This is a genomic window from Gordonibacter sp., assembly GCF_036667095.1.
Taxonomy (GTDB): Bacteria; Actinomycetota; Coriobacteriia; order Coriobacteriales; family Eggerthellaceae; genus Gordonibacter.
The window spans coordinates 1-16,657 of record NZ_JAVWUP010000049.1 but is presented as its reverse complement, the minus strand read 5'-3'; the positions used below and the strand labels follow the sequence as shown (position 1 = coordinate 16,657).

Annotated in this window: 14 protein-coding genes; 9 read left to right on the top strand and 5 right to left on the bottom strand. The window is 59.8% G+C overall.

Annotated elements, in window-relative coordinates; translation table 11 throughout:
- From RR842_RS06540 to acs, 8 genes are all read left to right on the top strand, one after another.
- Positions 1-791, top strand: a 791-nt coding sequence (locus RR842_RS06540; RefSeq protein ID WP_332729291.1) for a hypothetical protein, incomplete at its 5' end; no start/stop codon positions are given.
- 209 nt (positions 792-1,000) lie between these two features.
- On the top strand, positions 1,001-3,553 hold the full coding sequence (gene feoB / locus RR842_RS06535) for a ferrous iron transport protein B (protein WP_332521286.1): 2,553 nt from the start codon (positions 1,001-1,003) through the stop codon (positions 3,551-3,553).
- A gap of 94 nt (positions 3,554-3,647) precedes the next feature.
- Positions 3,648-4,340, top strand: a complete 693-nt coding sequence (locus tag RR842_RS06530) for a response regulator transcription factor (protein ID WP_332554019.1) — start codon at positions 3,648-3,650, stop codon at positions 4,338-4,340.
- Positions 4,341-4,514: 174 nt separating this feature from the next.
- Positions 4,515-5,438 (top strand): ABC transporter ATP-binding protein, encoded by a 924-nt coding sequence (locus RR842_RS06525; RefSeq protein ID WP_332565486.1) that lies wholly within the window; start codon positions 4,515-4,517, stop codon positions 5,436-5,438.
- On the top strand, positions 5,432-6,202 hold the full coding sequence (locus RR842_RS06520; protein ID WP_332729289.1) for an ABC transporter permease: 771 nt from the start codon (positions 5,432-5,434) through the stop codon (positions 6,200-6,202). Before RR842_RS06525 ends, RR842_RS06520 begins: the two co-directional genes overlap by 7 nt.
- A 15-nt stretch (positions 6,203-6,217) precedes the next feature.
- Positions 6,218-7,276, top strand: coding sequence for a HAMP domain-containing sensor histidine kinase (locus tag RR842_RS06515; RefSeq protein WP_332729287.1), 1,059 nt, complete (start codon positions 6,218-6,220; stop codon positions 7,274-7,276).
- A gap of 343 nt (positions 7,277-7,619) precedes the next feature.
- On the top strand, positions 7,620-8,276 hold the full coding sequence (locus RR842_RS06510; RefSeq protein ID WP_332729285.1) for a hypothetical protein: 657 nt from the start codon (positions 7,620-7,622) through the stop codon (positions 8,274-8,276).
- A 39-nt stretch (positions 8,277-8,315) separates the two neighbouring features.
- Entirely contained in the window at positions 8,316-10,307 is a 1,992-nt protein-coding gene (gene acs / locus RR842_RS06505) for an acetate--CoA ligase (protein WP_332521280.1), read from the top strand.
- A 144-nt stretch (positions 10,308-10,451) separates the two neighbouring features.
- Here acs and RR842_RS06500 read toward each other — a convergent pair whose 3' ends face one another.
- The 5 genes from RR842_RS06500 to RR842_RS06480 form a co-directional block, all read right to left on the bottom strand.
- Positions 10,452-11,315 carry a MerR family transcriptional regulator gene (locus tag RR842_RS06500; protein ID WP_332513077.1) on the bottom strand — a complete coding sequence of 288 codons (864 nt, stop codon included), beginning with the start codon at positions 11,313-11,315 and terminating at the stop codon, positions 10,452-10,454.
- Positions 11,316-11,439: 124 nt separating this feature from the next.
- Positions 11,440-12,096 carry a DUF6320 domain-containing protein gene (locus tag RR842_RS06495; protein WP_332513079.1) on the bottom strand — a complete coding sequence of 219 codons (657 nt, stop codon included), beginning with the start codon at positions 12,094-12,096 and terminating at the stop codon, positions 11,440-11,442.
- Entirely contained in the window at positions 12,093-13,343 is a 1,251-nt protein-coding gene (locus RR842_RS06490; RefSeq protein ID WP_332722724.1) for an alcohol acetyltransferase, read from the bottom strand. Before RR842_RS06490 ends, RR842_RS06495 begins: the two co-directional genes overlap by 4 nt.
- Positions 13,316-14,335, bottom strand: coding sequence for an alpha/beta hydrolase (locus tag RR842_RS06485; RefSeq protein WP_332513083.1), 1,020 nt, complete (start codon positions 14,333-14,335; stop codon positions 13,316-13,318). The genes RR842_RS06490 and RR842_RS06485 overlap by 28 nt, the downstream gene beginning before the upstream one ends.
- Positions 14,336-14,508: 173 nt before the next feature.
- Positions 14,509-14,805 carry a HigA family addiction module antitoxin gene (locus RR842_RS06480; protein WP_332513085.1) on the bottom strand — a complete coding sequence of 99 codons (297 nt, stop codon included), beginning with the start codon at positions 14,803-14,805 and terminating at the stop codon, positions 14,509-14,511.
- Between the two features lie 313 nt (positions 14,806-15,118).
- Here RR842_RS06480 and RR842_RS06475 point away from each other — a divergent pair, with 313 nt between their 5' ends.
- The gene (locus tag RR842_RS06475) at positions 15,119-16,525 is read left to right on the top strand and encodes an MFS transporter (RefSeq protein WP_332729283.1); all 1,407 of its coding nucleotides are present in this window, start codon (positions 15,119-15,121) and stop codon (positions 16,523-16,525) included.
- The last annotated feature ends 132 nt before the right edge of the window (positions 16,526-16,657 follow it).

Sequence of the window (16,657 nt, the reverse complement as noted above, 5' to 3'; positions counted from 1 at the left end):
TGGCACGTGAGTTGTTCAAGATGGTTAAGTTCGTCAACCGCAAGGAACTTTCGAGTGAGATCAACGCAAAACACAGTGCGATCAATGCGATATACAACGAGGTAACCAAGCGGCGCGACGTAGCCGACACAGGCGACATTATGGTCGAACTCCAAAAGATCGTTGATGACCATATTTTTGTTGAGAGGAATGCTGAAGCCTCAAAGGTGGGAACCCGATTCGATATCAGTAAAATTGACTTCGATCGCCTTCAGCAAGAGTTTGAGAAGAGCAAAGAACGAAACCTCCTAATTAACGATCTTCGGGGTGTTATTGAGTTCCGTCTAGAAGCTGCCATGAGAGTAAATCCCCGACGGGTCGAATTTTTCAAGCGCTATGAGAACATCATTTCTAGTTACAATGCCGAACAAGATAAGGCAACTATTGAAAAAACCTTCACCGACCTTATGCGCCTTTCGAGCGACCTCAACGAAGCGCAAAGGAGTTTTGTTGCGGAAGGGTTTACGAGCCCTCAGCAGCAAACGGTATTTGAGATGCTTTTCAAGGAATCACTAACGCCCCAAGAAATCAAACAGGTCAAAGCAGTGTCCGTTGAACTAGTGGACACCATTGAAGCGCGTCTTGTGGAGATGGTGCACTGGACCGACAAAGAAGAAACGCAGGCAACAGTCAAGATCATCATTCGCGACGAGCTATACCGCCTGCCGGAAGAAGACTACCCCGATACCTTCATCGAGAAAGCTCGGAAGGAAATATATAACTACTTCTACACCAGAGATCGGGCAGCGTAGAGGGAAATCATAGGTGAGAGAATGGGGGGGGGGGATTGAATTTCATAGAATAGCTCCGTGTTGTAGCAGCATTTTCCGCCAACCCTTCAAGTGTCTCCCCAAGGGCAGCCACGAATCGGGCCTTCCGGTTGCCCCTCTTCTCCGAATGCCGTATACTGCTCTCGAAGTTAGTATAAGCTAACACCTACGCTGAGTTTCGGAGATGCGCCTTGAGCACGTTGGACAACCTGCCTATAGGGAAGACCGCCACGGTGATGGCGGTTGGCGGCGACGGCTCGCTGCGCCAGCATTTTCTGGATATGGGCATTATCCCGCAGGTCGATGTGACTATGGTCAAACATGCCCCGATGGGCGATCCGGTGGAGGTGTGCATCCGTGGCTACGAGTTGACGTTGCGCCTGGCCGATGCCCGTAAGATCGAGGTCGACGATGTGCGCGACCTTTCGTGCGCCGGGCGCCGTGCTCCCGAAGAGCGCAAGCCGCTGCCGCACCCGGGTTTGGGCGAGGGCGGCAAGTTCCATGACCCGTGCGACGGACAGCCGCTGCCCGCCGGAACGCCGCTCACGTTCGCGCTCGCCGGCAACCAGAACTGTGGCAAGACCACGCTGTTCAACCAGCTCACCGGCTCGAACCAGCATGTAGGAAATTTCCCTGGCGTTACGGTGGATCGCAAGGACGGCACGGTCAAGGGGCATGCCGACGTGTCGGTTACCGACCTGCCGGGCATCTATTCCATGTCGCCCTATTCCAGCGAAGAGGTGGTCACCCGGCAGTTCCTGTTGGACGAGCGGCCGCGCGGTATCATCAACATCGTGGACGCCACGAACATCGAGCGCAATCTGTATCTGACCATGCAGCTGATGGAGCTGGGTTATCCGATGGTGCTGGCCTTGAACATGATGGACGAGGTGGAGGAGAGCGGCGGCACCATCCGCGTGAACGCGATGGAGAAGCTGCTGGGCATACCCGTGGTTCCCATAACCGCGGTGAAGGGCGAGGGCACCGCCGAGCTGGTGGACCATGCACTGCATGTGGCGCGCTTCCAAGAGCCGCCCATCCGCCAGGACTTCTGCTCCCCCGACGAGCACGGCGGTGCGGTGCATCGCTGCCTGCACGGTATCATGGCGCTGGTGGGGGACCATGCCGAACGCGCCGGCATACCGCTGCGCTTCGCCGCCAGCAAGCTGGCCGAAGGTGACGAGCTGGTGTTAGAGAAGCTGCACCTGGACCAAAACGAAAAGGACATGCTGGAGCATATCGTGGTGCAGATGGAGGTGGAGCGCGGACTCGACCGCGCCGCGGCCATCGCCGACATGCGCTTCAGTTTCATCAGCCGCATTTGCGATGAGGTGGTGGTCAAGCCCGACTGCAACCGCGGGCATGCGCGCAGCGGGCGAATCGACCGTGTGCTTACCGGCACGTTCACGGCCATCCCCGCGTTCGCGGCTATCATGGCGCTGGTGTTCTGGCTCACGTTCAACGTGGTGGGCGCGGGGCTCTCCGAAGTGCTCGATTTCGGCATTTCACAGCTTACCGGCCTGGTGGCCGGTGGGCTTGCGGCCGCAAACGTCAACGAGGCGCTGCAGTCGCTCATCATCGACGGCGTGTTCAACGGGGTGGGCAGCGTGGTGGGCTTTCTGCCTATCATTGTCACGCTGTTCTTCTTCCTCTCGCTTTTGGAGGATTCCGGTTACATGGCGCGCGTGGCTTTCGTTATGGACAAGCTGCTGCGGAAAATCGGGCTCTCGGGGCGCAGCATCGTGCCCATGCTCGTAGGTTTCGGGTGCACGGTGCCGGCCATTATGGCTTCGCGCACGCTGCCCTCGGAGCGCGACCGCAAGATGACCATCCTGTTGACGCCGTTCATGAGCTGCTCGGCCAAGCTGCCCATCTACGCGTTCTTCGTAGCGGCATTCTTCCCGCATGATGGTGCGGCGGTCATGGTGGGCCTGTACTTCGGCGGCATCGTGGTGGGCATTTTGGTGGCGTTGTTACTGCGTCGGGTCATGTTCTCCGGCGAGGCGGTGCCCTTTGTCATGGAGCTGCCGAACTACCGCTTACCCAGCGCACGCAGCGTGTTTCAGCTGCTCTGGGAGAAGGCGAAGGACTTCCTGGAGCGCGCGTTCACGGTGATTTTCGTGGCCACTATCGTCATCTGGTTCTTGCAGACGTTCGACTTCGGGCTGAATATGGTGGCTGATTCGGCCGACAGTATGCTGGCCGTGGTGGCGGGCTGGATCGCGCCGGTGTTCGCGCCGCTCGGCTTCGGCGACTGGCGCATCTCTACGGCGCTGGTTACCGGCTTCATCGCAAAGGAGAGCGTTGTGTCCACGCTGTCGGTGCTGTTCGGCAGCACGGCGGCTCTCGTGGGGGTTATGAGCACGGTGGCCGCCTTGGCGCTGCTGGTTTTCTGCCTGCTGTACACCCCCTGCGTGGCCGCCATCGCCTCGGTGCGCCGCGAGTTGGGAGGCCGCTGGGCCTGGGGCATGGCCCTCGGCCAGCTTGTGGTGGCATGGGTTGCCGCGTTCGCCGTCCATGGCGTGGGCCTGCTTTTGGAAGCGAGCCACGTGAACGGGTGGACTTTGGCAGTTGGCGCGGTTGTGGTGCTGCTTGTCGTGCTGGCCTTGCGGCGCTTGCGCCAGCGCCGCCGCACCGGCCCCGCCTGTGCCGGGTGCTGTGCGGGCAGTTGCGAGGGGTGCGCGCAGGCGGGTGCGGTTTCTGCAGGAATGCTTGACGACGAGCCTAAGCGCAATACCCCTTAAGCTCGCACTCGCAGTGCGTCCGATTGCCCTTGCCGGGAAGATACGGTAGCATGCCGAAAACATGAAGGCGACGCAGAAGGAAAGGCACGGAAGCATGGAAGCGCGCACTATCCTCATAGTCGAGGACGACCCGGATATCAATGCCCTGCTATCCAAGATCATGGAGCGGGAAGGCTATACGGCGATCCAGGCTTTTTCGGGCACTGAGGCGCTCTTGCGGCTGGAGCACACGGCGGTCGACCTGATCTTGCTGGACATGATGCTGCCCGGCATGGACGGCCCGACGCTCATTGCTGAAGTGCGTGGTGGCCGGAAGCTGAACGTGCCTGTGGTGGTCGTCTCGGCCAAGGCAGGGCTGTCCGACAAGGTCGACATGCTGGCCCGGGGTGCTGACGACTACATCGTCAAGCCGTTTCAGCCCGAAGAGGTTGCCGCACGCGTGCGGGCCGTGCTGCGGCGCAGTGCGGGCGCAGGGGCGGTTGGCACCAAAGGCTCGTACGAGTACCGAAGCCTTCGCCTGGACGTGCCTACGCGAAGGGCATCCCTTGAGGGCGTAGATCTGTCCTTGACGGCACACGAGTTCGACATCCTGCACATCCTTATCCAGGAGCCCGACAAGGTGTTCTCGCGCGAGCGTCTCTACGAGCTGGTGTGGAAAGGCGGCTACTACGGCGAGGACAATGCCGTCAACGTGCACGTGAGCAACATTCGCAAGAAGTTGGCTGCCATCGATCCTGAGGGCGCGTATGTGAAAACGGTCTGGGGCATTGGCTTCAAGCTGTCGTGAGGGACGAACTCGCGGCAGATATTTGTCTTTTCGCCGGCATACCTGACAACGGCGTCTGCTCGGGTTGCGAGTCTTTACGATTTCCTTAATCTTTCTTGAGGACTTATTTTTCGGCCGCGTCGTAAAGTTTTCCCATGACCTGAAACGACGTGCGAGAAAGGGAGAGCCTGCTCAATGGACACGATATTGGAAACAAGGGGGCTGACCAAGCGGTATCGCGATGTCAGTGCGCTGTACGACGTGAGCATGAACGTCAAGCGCGGCGACATCTGCGGCGTGGTGGGCGACAACGGGGCGGGGAAGACCACCCTGTTCAAACTGCTGTGCGGGCTGGCGTTTCCCACCGCAGGAGAGATGAGCCTCTTCGGGGCGCAAGCGCCCCGCGACTTGGAGCGGCAGCGCGCCCGCATCGGGGCCATCATCGAGGTGCCCGGTTTCTATCCTGCTTTGAGCGTGGAGAAGAACCTGGAATGCTGCCGCATCCAGAAGGGTGTGCCCGGCAAGGACGCGGTGGCGCGCGTGTTGGAATCGATGGGCCTTGCCTACGCGAAAGACCGGGCGTGCAAGAACCTGTCGATGGGTATGAAGCAGCGGCTGGGGTTGGCCATGGCGCTCATGGGTGAGCCCGAGGTGCTGGTCTTGGACGAACCGACCAGCGGGCTGGACCCGAGCGGCATCGTGGAGATGCGCGGGCTGCTGCAGCGCCTCAATCGCGAAAAGGGCATCACTATCGTGATATCGAGCCACCATCTGGCCGAACTCGAGCAGTTGGCCACCGTCTACGCCTTCATCAGGAATGGATGCTTGGTCGAGCAAGTAAGTGCTGAGGCGCTGCGGGCGCGCTGCGCCGACTGCGTGGACATTGCCGTGTCGGATGCCGCGCGTTTCACAGCGCTGCTGGAGCGTGAGCTGCACCACGAGCGCTACCAGGTGCTCCCGGACGGCACGGTGCGCATCTTCGATCCGCAGCTAGGTATTGAGGCGTACAGCGGTCTGGCAGCTCAATACGGCTTGGCCGTTTTTAAGCTGGAGCGCCGGAAGATGTCGCTTGAGCAGTATTATTTGGAGATGAGGGAGAAAGGGGGCACCTGGTGCTGAACTATATGAAAAGCGAGTGGTACCGCATCTCTCGCGGAAAAGAGATATACCTGTTCACAGGCATCTTGTGCGCCATTGTGGTCGCCGCGAACGTGCTCTTGTGTGTTATGGCCGCCACGCCCGACTTCCCTTATTCCACCGTGCGCTTCTCCCTGAGCAACCTGCTATCGTCTTTGGGGGTGCTGTTCTTCGTTGCGGGGATATTGGTGTGGGTGCTCTTCGCAGACGACCGGAAGGACGGCACGCTTAAAAATGCCGTCGCCTATGGACTCTCGCGTCGCAGCCTGTTTGTGGGCAAGTGCATCGTGTCTGTTGCGTTTGGACTGGCGAGCATGGTTTTGGTGCTTGCGTTGTATATCGGCAGCGCTGTGCTGCTGTTGGAGGGGTCGACCGAGTCGGTTGTTTGGCTGCTGAAAGGCGTGGCTGCTGCTCTGCCGTTCACGGTGGCGTGCGTCGTTTTAGCGGTGGCGGCGTTCGCTACCTTGTCGAAGCCGATCACGGCGTTTTGGGTATGGGTTTCTATCGTCACCATCATCCCCCTGGTGCTTAACATGATCGGGCTGGCGGTCGAGCCGGTGGCGGCCGTTGCCAGCTGGATGCCCACGAACTTCTTCATGCACGAGGTGGCTATCAACCAAAGTGGTCTGGCTCAGTTTCTCTGGGACACGCCGGTCGGTTTGGCGAAGTGCTTGATTTCCGGGTTCACGGGGATTGTAGTGTTCGCTGCCGCAGGCCTCTGGCGGGCTGACAAGACCGAGCTGTAGGTAGGAGGAGAGCGCATGGCGCCTATAGTCCTAGTGGTTGTGCTGGTGCTGGCCGTTGCGGCGGCCGTCTGGTTCGCCGTGCGCTACTTCCTGCTCAAACACTCCGTCCGGCAGGCCGATCGCGAGCTGCGCGAGATCGTGGGGAGTATGGAAGAGAGCCGTATCGTGAAGATGGCAAGCCCCGATAGCGACCTCGAGGCGCTTTTGCGCACAGTGAACTCCTCGCTTTTGGGTATGCGGCAGCAGGCGGTTCTCTCCGCGCGGCATGAAGCTGCGCTGCGTGCGCAGAAAGAGAGCATAAGCCACGATCAGCGCACGCCGCTTACGTCCTTGCAAGGCTATCAGGCGCTCGTCGACGAAGAGGGCCGGGACGACGAGACGCGCGCATCGCTTGCGACGGTCGAGCGCAAGGCGGGCTCGCTGCAAAGGCTCGTCGCCCAGTTCTACGAGTTGTCGTGCTTGCGCGACGAGGGTTTCACGTTGGAGCTGGGCGCGGTGGATGTCGGTCGCCTGCTGCGGGAATCCGTGTCCGGCCACTACCGCTTGCTGGACGACCGTGGTTTGGAAGTGTGTTTGTCGGCGCCGCAGCATCCCCTCTGGGTTCGCGCGAACGCTGACGCGCTGGAGCGCGTGCTGGCGAACCTGCTGGGCAATGCTGGCAAGTACGCGAAAGCGAAACTGGAAGTGGTTGCGGTGGAGGCGGCAGGTGCGCCAGGTGTCCTGACGAGAAATTCCGATGCTGCCGTTTCGGTCTTCGCTGCTTGCGATAGCGCTCCCGCAAAGGCCTGTTCGTCAGCATCGACTGCGTATGTGGCGGGGTCGCAGGTCCTCGTTACGTTCGCAAATGACGTAGAACGGCTCGAGGAGGACGAGGTTGCCCGGCTCCTTGAGCCGTTTTATACCGTCGATGCCTCCCGATCCCACGAAAGCACGGGTCTTGGCTTGGCGATCTCCCGCCAGCTGGTCGAGCAGATGGGCGGTAGCTTGTGCGTGCACCGCGCTCTGCGCGACGAGGTTCCTTGGCTTGTTTTCGAGATACTGCTTCAGGGGGCCGGTTCGGACGGCGTGTCCTAGGAAAAGCGATTGCCCCTCGAGGTCGTGTGCAGAAACGGCCGGTAGCCGGTTCTCCGCAGTTTTCGCTTCGCAGTGCGCCCTTCCAGGTCGTTTTCTGCTGTTCCCTCTTTAACGCCAAGGTTACGTTACCCACTTTTTGCCTACATGTTTCTCCGTTCGCGGACGATTAGCCGCCGATTGCGCGCTCTCGAAATGATACCTGCTTGACCTTGTAATGGTTGCAACCCTCATGATGGCGCTACGCCGGACGCACCACGGGAATTCGACTATCTCCAAGCCGGCGGCCAACCGCCCACCTTCAAGACAAAGCAAGGCTGAGAGCACAACGAAAAGGAGGCAAGACATGAACGCCAAGAAAAGTGCCGGGTGCCTACCGCAGAACCGCAGTTCTTACCAGCTTGAAAAGACGGGTTTTGTAGCCCACGCCATGCTGCCCTCGACATCGAGTGCTGTAAGCCGGGTTCCCGTGACGGAGCTGGCCGAGCAAGACCTGCTTGCTTTCTTCGCAAGCGATCAGGCAAGCCGCGTGTCTAAGATCGTCGCCATCGCGTCGCTTTCCGACACGGTCAAGCTCGTTGCACTTGCTGCACACGATCTGCCTCTGTTCGCTCGCCGCGATGCGCTTCTGCGCCTCGATGCCGTTTTGGACGGTCGTCCGCTGCCCGCAGACGATCTGGCTCGCCTCGCTCCGTGCCTCGCCGAGCAGGCGCTTATCGCTTATACCGTCACTCTCATGGATATCGCCGACTACGACTGGTGCGCCCATTGCGACGAGGGCACGGTAACCGCACTTTGTTTGGCGCTGGAGCAGTACCAAAGCGCACACGAGTCCATCCTTCTGGAAGACGCGTTCGCCCATCTTATGCACAGCCGCCCTGACCTTGGCCGCAACCTGCGTGCCTGCAGTCCTGGAAAGCTGCATCTCAAGGCTATGTACGATCCGCTCTTGGTAAACAACATGGTGTACATCGACCTGACCAAAGAAGACAACGTCGCGTAAGTTCGCGCATCCGGAAACAGACTAGAAGGGACTAGTATCATGGAGCATAACACGCGTGCAGCCTTTATCCGGCAAATGCTCAAAGACGAGCAATCCATCGAGCCGACCCAGGACTTCAGCTACAACGCCAACCTGAAAAGCAGGCAGGACTACGACGAGCTGTACCGCCGCTCCGTCGAGGAGCCCGAGGCGTTCTGGGGCGAGATGGCCTATGAGCACCTAGATTGGTTCAAGTCGTTCGATGCGGTGGAGGAATACGACTTCTCGTCCGAGAACCCCTACGTCCGTTACTTTCGCGGCGGCGAGCTGAACGTGTCCTACAACTGCCTCGATCGCCATCTTTCCGGCCCGCGTCGCAACAAGGCGGCCTTCATCTGGCAGGGTGAGCCTTCCGAGGATGTGGATATCTATACCTACCAGCGCCTGCATCGCGAAGTGTGCAAGGCTGCCAACATGCTGAAGAGCCTGGGGGTGAGGAAGGGTGACCGCGTGGTGCTGTACCTGCCTATGGTTCCCCAGCTGGCCATCAGCATGCTGGCCTGCGCCCGTATCGGTGCCGTGCACTGCGTCGTGTTCAGTGGGCTTTCTGCCGAGGCGCTGAAGGACCGTATCAACGACTCGGGCGCGCATGTCATTATCACCTCGAACTACGGTTACCGCTCGGGCAAGATATTGCACCTGAAGGATATCTCCGACAAGGCCCTGGATATGTGCCCGCAGGTCGAGCATTGCATCGTCACGCGCCGTCTGGAGATGCGCACCGAGATGGTGGCCGACCGCGACGTGTGGTGGGACGACCTCATGGCCAGCCAGTCGCCCGTGTGTGAACCTGAGTCTATGGAGTCGAACGACCCGCTGTTCATCCTGTACACGAGCGGGTCGACCGCCAAGCCCAAGGGTATCCTGCACGGCACCGGTGGCTACCTCCTGTACGCCGCTCTTACCACGAAGTACGTATTCGACTTGAAGGAGACCGACATCCATTGGTGCACGGCCGACGTCGGCTGGATCACCGGGCACTCCTACCTCGTGTACGGACCGCTGGCATGCGGCGCCACCTCGCTCATGTTCGAGGGCGTGCCCAACTACCCGAAGCCCGACCGCTTCTGGGAGGTCGTGGAGAAGTTCGGGGTGAACATCCTCTACACCGCTCCTACGGCTATCCGTGCCATGATGAAGGACGGCGAGCGCTGGGTGAACAACCACGACCTTTCCTCCTTGCGTTTGCTGGGATCGGTGGGCGAGCCTATCGCGCCGAAGGCGTGGATGTGGTACTACTCCACTATCGGCCGCGGCACCTGCCCCATCGCCGACACCTGGTGGCAGACGGAGACGGGCGGCGTCATGATCACCACGCTTCCCGGTGCGCTGAACATGAAGCCGGGTTCGGCGGCGCTTCCGTTCTTCGGAATCCAGCCGAAGGTGGTGCGTGGCGACGGTTGCGAGGCGGGCCCGAACGAGGGCGGCAGCCTGGTTATCGACCGTCCCTGGCCGGGCATGATGTTGGGCGTCTATCAGAACGAGGAAGTGTACAAGAACACGTACTTCCCCGTGGCGGGCCACTACCTCACCGGCGACGGCGCTTACCGCGATAGGGATGGCTACTTCTGGATCACGGGCCGCATCGACGACGTCATCAACGTGTCGGGCCACCGCCTGGGTACAGCTGAGGTGGAAAGTGCACTGATCTCGTACTTCAAGGTGGCCGAGGCGGCAGTGGTGGGATGCCCGCACCCCGTGAAGGGCGAAGGCATCTACGCGTACGTCACCGTGAAGGAAGGCACCGTCATCAGCGACGATTTGCGATCAGACCTGGCAAACCATGTGCGTGAGGTTATCGGGCCCATCGCCACGCCCGATGTGATCCATTTCACGGCGGCGCTGCCGAAGACTCGCTCGGGCAAGATCATGCGCCGTATCCTGCGCAAGATCGCCGCGCAGGAGACTGAGAACCTCTCAGACCTCTCAACGCTCTCCGATCCGTCGGTGGTGCACGACTTGATCCAGGAGACGAAGCGCATGAGCGCGTAACCGCACAATCCTACAGGGCCGTAGAGATCCAAGTCTCGCACTCCAAGGCCAGGCAACCTAAAAGCGACATACCCTCCTCTTGCACTGCCCGCAGCGATCTACCCTCGCTGCGGGCAGTTCTGCGCGTAAGGGGGCTGTGGCATGCTAGAACGGATGCGGCTCAGGTTTGAGCGCGTCCTCTATGTCCACTAACACCGACAGGTGTACCAGGTAGTCCTCGGAGGACTCCGACATCAGGTACGAGTTCATGTCAAGCTCATAGAGCGGCCCCTTTGCCTCGAAGCCTTCCTTCTTGATGAAGGCGAACAGCTTCGCGTAGGATTGCTCGATGGTGCTGGTGCCTCCCCGGTGAAGGAAGACCGCGTAGTTGCCCTTCGGCTTGCGCAGGATGCGTCCCTCGAAGCGGGCGTTGCTTTTGGGCGGGGATATCCACGTAAGGAGCTTGGTGTAGTAGTAGTCTTCGGGGTGCTCCCAGTCGGGGATGTCCACAATGCGGCCCAGTGGGAACGTGGCCATTCCCGCCGTGTTGCGGCAGAAATCCGAATGAGCGCTCATGGCCTGGGCGTACACGTGCTTTGTCCGCTTGAGCTCTACGTCGGTGGTCAGGAAGCAGAGCTCGTCCCAATACGACAAGCTGGGCTTTTCCTTAGGGAAGGACAGCGCCCGCTGCGTGATGTAGCGCATCTTCTCCATCATGCCGATACGCGCGTCGAGGATGTCGCGCTGGCGCTGCATGCGGTCGATGTTCGTTTGGATGCTGCCTAAGAACAACTCCGTTGTGCGGTTGTCCAGGTATTCCTTGATTTCCTTGGTCGCCATGCCCGCATCGGCGAAGAACCTGATGGCGTCGAACAGGTACAGCTGTTTCAGTGAGTAGTAGCGGTAACCGTTTTCGGCTACTTTCTGGGGCTTGAGTAAGCCGATTTTGTCGTAATGGATAAGCAGTTCCCTGCTGACGTTGCACATCTGCGCAAACTCGCCTGTTGACAGAAGCAGAGACGGCTGCATGGAGGTCTCCTTTCGTTGCCGGGTAGAAGGAGGGCTCCGGCATCCTCTCCAGTCTAGCAGTGTGGTGGGTTTCAGGGGAGCAACGAACGGGCAGCGAGGTGGAATGTGCGGCTAGCGTCAAGGGCTACGCCGAGAACAGCTTGCGCACCTCGTCTACCAACTGCTTGCGCATGAACACGAGGATCCCTAAGGCGAATACGCTTGCTGCGAGCGCGCTGGTGAGGGCCAGTACGTTCCAGGTGGTCAGGCCAAGGGCCACCAAGGCCAGCGGGGCCAGCCCTACGACTACGTCGAACACGAGGTACTTGGCGTATCCCGAGACGAACGTGCCCCGAAATACCGCGACGAGCACGGTGTCGAACACCAGCGCCACCAGGCAGATGCCGGGTATGACGAACGTGGTCACGAGGAGGTTGTGCGTTACCAGGAACCATACGGCAGCGATAGCCAGCAGGATGAGGAAGTAGCGCACGACCACGCGCAAGAAGTCGGGGGAGTGCATGAGTATATTGCGTACGAACAGGTAATTCACCACCAAGGCCAAGCAGACGGACAGCACGATGTCTCCCGGCAGCGCCAGCAGGTAACCCAAGAAAACCATGACCAGCAGACAGGCTCCCGTGGCGAATGCCAGCACCGCCAAGGCCACGACCCCCGATTTCTTCACTTCGTTTTGGGGGAACACCGCAGGCTCGGCTTCGCCGGAGAGCTTGGCTTGGCACAGCGGGCAGCGGTCCAGGTCGCCGGTGAACTCGACATGGCATTTGTCGCAGCGCTTCATCGAGCCCCTCCTCTGCCGGTCTTGTTGGTGTTGATGCGTCCTTCGATGCCCTGGGAGGAGAAGTACCGGCAGAAGTTCTTCACGACGCCCAGGTTGGAGAACACCGTGGAAATGCCGATGCTCAGGTCGTCGCCGAACGAGCACACCATGAAATTGATGCCGGTAGTGGAGGTGAGGACGTTGACCTCGCGTATGTAGGGCGCGACGCTCTCGTCCATCTCGATGACGCCGAGGCTCGAGACGGTTGTGGTGGTTTCGCGCGAGGCCGCCCAGTCGGCTATCTCCAGGCCGGCGTCCTTCACGAACAAGGGCGCGAAGCGCAGCGCCAGGTTCTTCTCAAGGGCTATCATATGGTTCATGCGGGCTTTCAGGTTTTCGGCCTGTACTTCGGTTTTGAGCTGGTCTTGCACGTGGGCGGCCACGACTTCAAGCGGCTCGTCTTCGTCTCCGGGCACATAGGTTACGTAGGCTAGCCCGAAGAAGTTCTTGGTGGTGGCCGATTCGAATATCCGGCGCAGGTCGACCGGCACGTCCATACGGATGGCGCGCTGTCGGTCGCGACGCGGCATCTCCGTGCGGATGGCGCATATGATGGCAGCTATCACCAACGACGTGAGGCTCACGCCGTGCGAGCGGGCCAGGTCTAGCACGCGTTGTACCGGAAGATGATATTCTAGAAACGTGGGATCGGCGGGGTCCTTCCAGCCGGCTATCCGGTACACGTTGGGCACGCGCGTGGAGGCAGCCTTGTCCCTCTCGTAGTACTTGTCGAAGCTGTCTTCGGATTTCTGGTAGTCGGAACCGTCGTACTCCAAGGGTGCGCCTTCCGCGCCGTAGCGCTCCTGCACGTAGGCCTGCAAGAGCGCCTTGAAGAAGCTCAGGGTTCCACGGCCGTCCGATACGATGTGCGAAACTTCGAGGTTGATGCGGTAGCGGTAGTAGCTCACGCGAAACAGGACGCTCTTTGCGTGGACGTGCAGGCCGAAGCAGATGGGCAGATTCTCGCGGGTCACGGTGGGAGGCTGGGCGGCTTGTTCCAGGTAATGCCAGAACATGCCGCTTCGCAGGCTTACGTTGAAGTTGGGGAACACCTCGACCGTCTTCTCGAGCGCACGCTGCAGGGCGCCTTCGTCCACCTCGTCTGCGAGGGTTGCGGCGTAGCGGAACACCGTTTGCGCCGAGCTTCCTGCTTGGGACGAGTAGAACTTGCCTACGTTGTCTAGTCGGTACCAACTATCCCGAGCCACGTGCGCTTCCCCTCCTGTTCCAGCTCGTCGCCATCAAGGAAGTGCTTGATGATGCGGTAAGTGTCCCGCACGATGCCCAGCACGGACGGGTACAGCAGGTACCCGTGCACGGCGTCGAGCACGCGATAGCATTGCACGTCGCAGCCCTCGTCGGCCAGGCGTTGCGCATAGGCTTCGCCTTCGTCGCGCAAGGGGCAGTATTCTGCCGTGATCACGAGCGTGCGCGGCTGGTTGGTAAGGTCGGGCTCGATGAGCGGGGCGAAGTAGGGGTTGTGCAGATCCTCGGGGGAGGAGCGGTAGAGCTCCATGTAGCCTTGGACATCGCGCCAGGAAAGCAGGTAGTCCTCGCCGTTCTCTCGCACGGATTCGAAAATGGTCGACGACGGGTTGTGGTCGTTGTAGGTAACGGGGTAGATCAGCATTTGCCTGCGCGGCGTAAAGGTGGCACGATCGCGCGCCATAAGTGATACGGCCGCCGTCAGGTTGCCGCCAGCGCTGTCGCCGAACAGCACGATGTTCTCGGTGTCTATCCCGGTAAGCAGCTCGCCTGCATGCAGTTGGCGCGCCACCTCGTAGCAGTCCTCGACTGCTTGGGGGAAGCGGTGCTCGGGCGCACGCCGGTAGTCTACCGACACGATGCGCCGGTCAAGCTTGAGTGCCATGGTGGCGCAGGCATCGGTGTAGAAGTCCACGTCGCCGTTGACCCACCCACCTCCGTGGAGAAACAAGATGGTGCCGCAGGGGTCTTGGGGCGCTTCGTTCTCGGGGGTCGGCAAAGGACATTTGCCGTGCGGGGTGAACACGCGCAAGAGAATCTGGCAACCGTCGGGCATGGTTGCAGTGGTGTCGTCTATGCGGCAGCGGGGGTTGGGGGGCACGAGCTTGGCGCTTACCTCTTCGGCTACGCGTTGGGTCTTGTAGAACTGCTTGATGTCGGGCCTGACCCACGTGAACGCTCGTATCATCGTGAGGATCGTCTTGCTCAGGGGCATGACGGTGCCGTCCTTTCCTGCGGGGCCGTGTTGCGCCCGTCGGGCCTGTTTTGCGCGATGGCGATGCCGCTCGCCTCTTGCGTGCATCGTAGCATAAGCGCGGCATTGCGAAGAGGGGAGGATGCCGTCTTGACAGCAAGCGTCCACAGCGCCTCTGCCGAGACGGCGATACCCTAGTTCACCAAGCTTTCCACGTTGGGAAAGGTGCGCTGCTCAAGTAACTTTAACTGGTATGTCGTTTGGAGGTGCAGCCAGAAATCGGGGGTGGTGCCCAGTGCCCTTCCGATAAGATAGGCCATTTCGGGCGTGATGGCTCGGCGGCCATGGACGATGTCTGATATGGCAGACTGTGGCTTGCCTATTGCTTTGGCCAGGCGATACTGCGATATATTCAATGGCGCGAGGAATTCTTCCCGCAGTATCTCGCCCGGTGTTGAGATGCAGTCGTTTTCAGTGGTAGTCAACACCATATCGTGATCCTTGAATTGCATACGTGCTCCAATACTTCTACAAAACAGAATACTACTGTATCGCAGACATAAAATCAATAGCAAACATTTGTACTATTATAACAGTTGAAACAGGAAATGGGGATGCGCTTTGTCGAAGAAGAGGGCGAGATTTTGCTGCGAGTTGTTTTCGAAAAATCGGTCCGGTAACTATCTTGTTGCGCATCCTTAACGGTTTTCCGACCTTCGCTGCGTGGCACTAGACTGATCTTGCGAGTCGCACGCAATAAGCGAAGCGGCTGGAAAATCGCATCGAGGCGAGAGGGCGCATGATATGCAGCGGCGGTCGAAATCAGTTGCGGGAGCATCGAGGGCGCTGTTTCCTATGCTTTTGGGGTGCTCGTTTATCGCATCGTTCGTGCAGAGCATGGTGAACGTTGCCCTGCCCAAGATGGCCGACGAGTTCTCCGTGACCATCTCGAACGCGAATTGGCTGATTGTGGGATACATGGTGGTTGCGGCGGTGTCGGTCATGCTGGCGGCGTTTTTGCTAAAGCGGCTGGGGCTCCGCCGCGTGTTTTTCGCAGGCAGCGCCGCACTTGTCGCAGGCAGCGGGTTGGCTTCGTTCGCGCCCGATTTTCTGACGCTTCTGGGGTGTCGGATGCTTCAGGCGGTGGGTACGGGGTTGTTCTTTCCCGTGGTTACGAGTGCCATCATGGCAAACTCGCCTAAGGAAAACCTCGGAACGCGCCTGGCTTTGAACAGCGGGATTATTGCGATCGGGCTGGCGGTCAGCCCGGTTGTTTCGGGCTTGGCTCTTACGTACTTTGGTCGAGCTGCTATGTTCGCAGTGCCCTGTGTGCTGGCGTTGGTGCTGCTGCTGGCGGGGTTTTTCCTTGTTCGGGGCGCGAAGGGCGGTGTGCGTGTTTCCGTGGACCCCTTGAGCGTTGTGCTTGGCTTGGTGGGCCTTGGTGCGCTTATGTACGGTCTGGGAGAGATCACCCACGACTTCATTCCCTCGATCATTGCGCTTGGTGTAGGGGTCGTAGGGTTGATCTTGTTTGTGTGGCGTCAGCTTGTGCTCGACAGCCCCCTTCTTAACCTGCGTCCGCTGAGGTCGCCTCGCTTTTCGGTGGGTATTGTTCTGATTATGGTGGGAACGCTGATATCCTTCTCAATGAGTATTTTGCTTCCGCTGTATTACGAGGGCGCGGCAGGGTATACGGCGTTTTTTGCAGGGTTGCTGCTTTTGGGGCCGGTACTGGTCAATGCGGTGTTTACGTTTATAGGAGGCAGGCTGCTGGATCGCTACGGCATCTGGCCCCTGCTTCCTGCGGGGCTGGTCGTTGTTTTGGTGGGACAGGCGGGGGTGTTCTTCTCGGCCGAGGGCTTGATGATGGTTCTGGTAGTGGCGGCCTCGGCGCTGGTGTACGCGGGCGTGGGCTTCGTGGTGGCGCCCTCCAAGACCGCAGCCCTGCGGCAGCTGCCGCCCGATCTCTCCCCGCATGCGGCCTCCATCAACTCGACGGCGGTACAAATCGCCTCTGCGCTGGGCTCCTCCATCTTTGTGGGAGTTTTGTCGGCCGACGTGCTGAGGGATACGGCAGCAGGAGTTGCGAAGACGCAGGCGTACGCAGCGGGTTTTACCCATACGCTGATCATAGCCATAGGTATCGCCGTGGCAGGGCTGGTGCTCGCATTCTTCTATGCGAGAGCCCTGCGCAGGAAAGGGCGCCGCTAAGCTGACGGCGGGGCGGTCGAGGTGAAATCGGCTTATCAAAAGCGCCGTAAACCCCCTTTCTTTAGATATGAGGATAGAAGGCGCTTCGCCTTTAGGCGAACAAAAGTTCGTTTTGTATGGTATAATCATTCC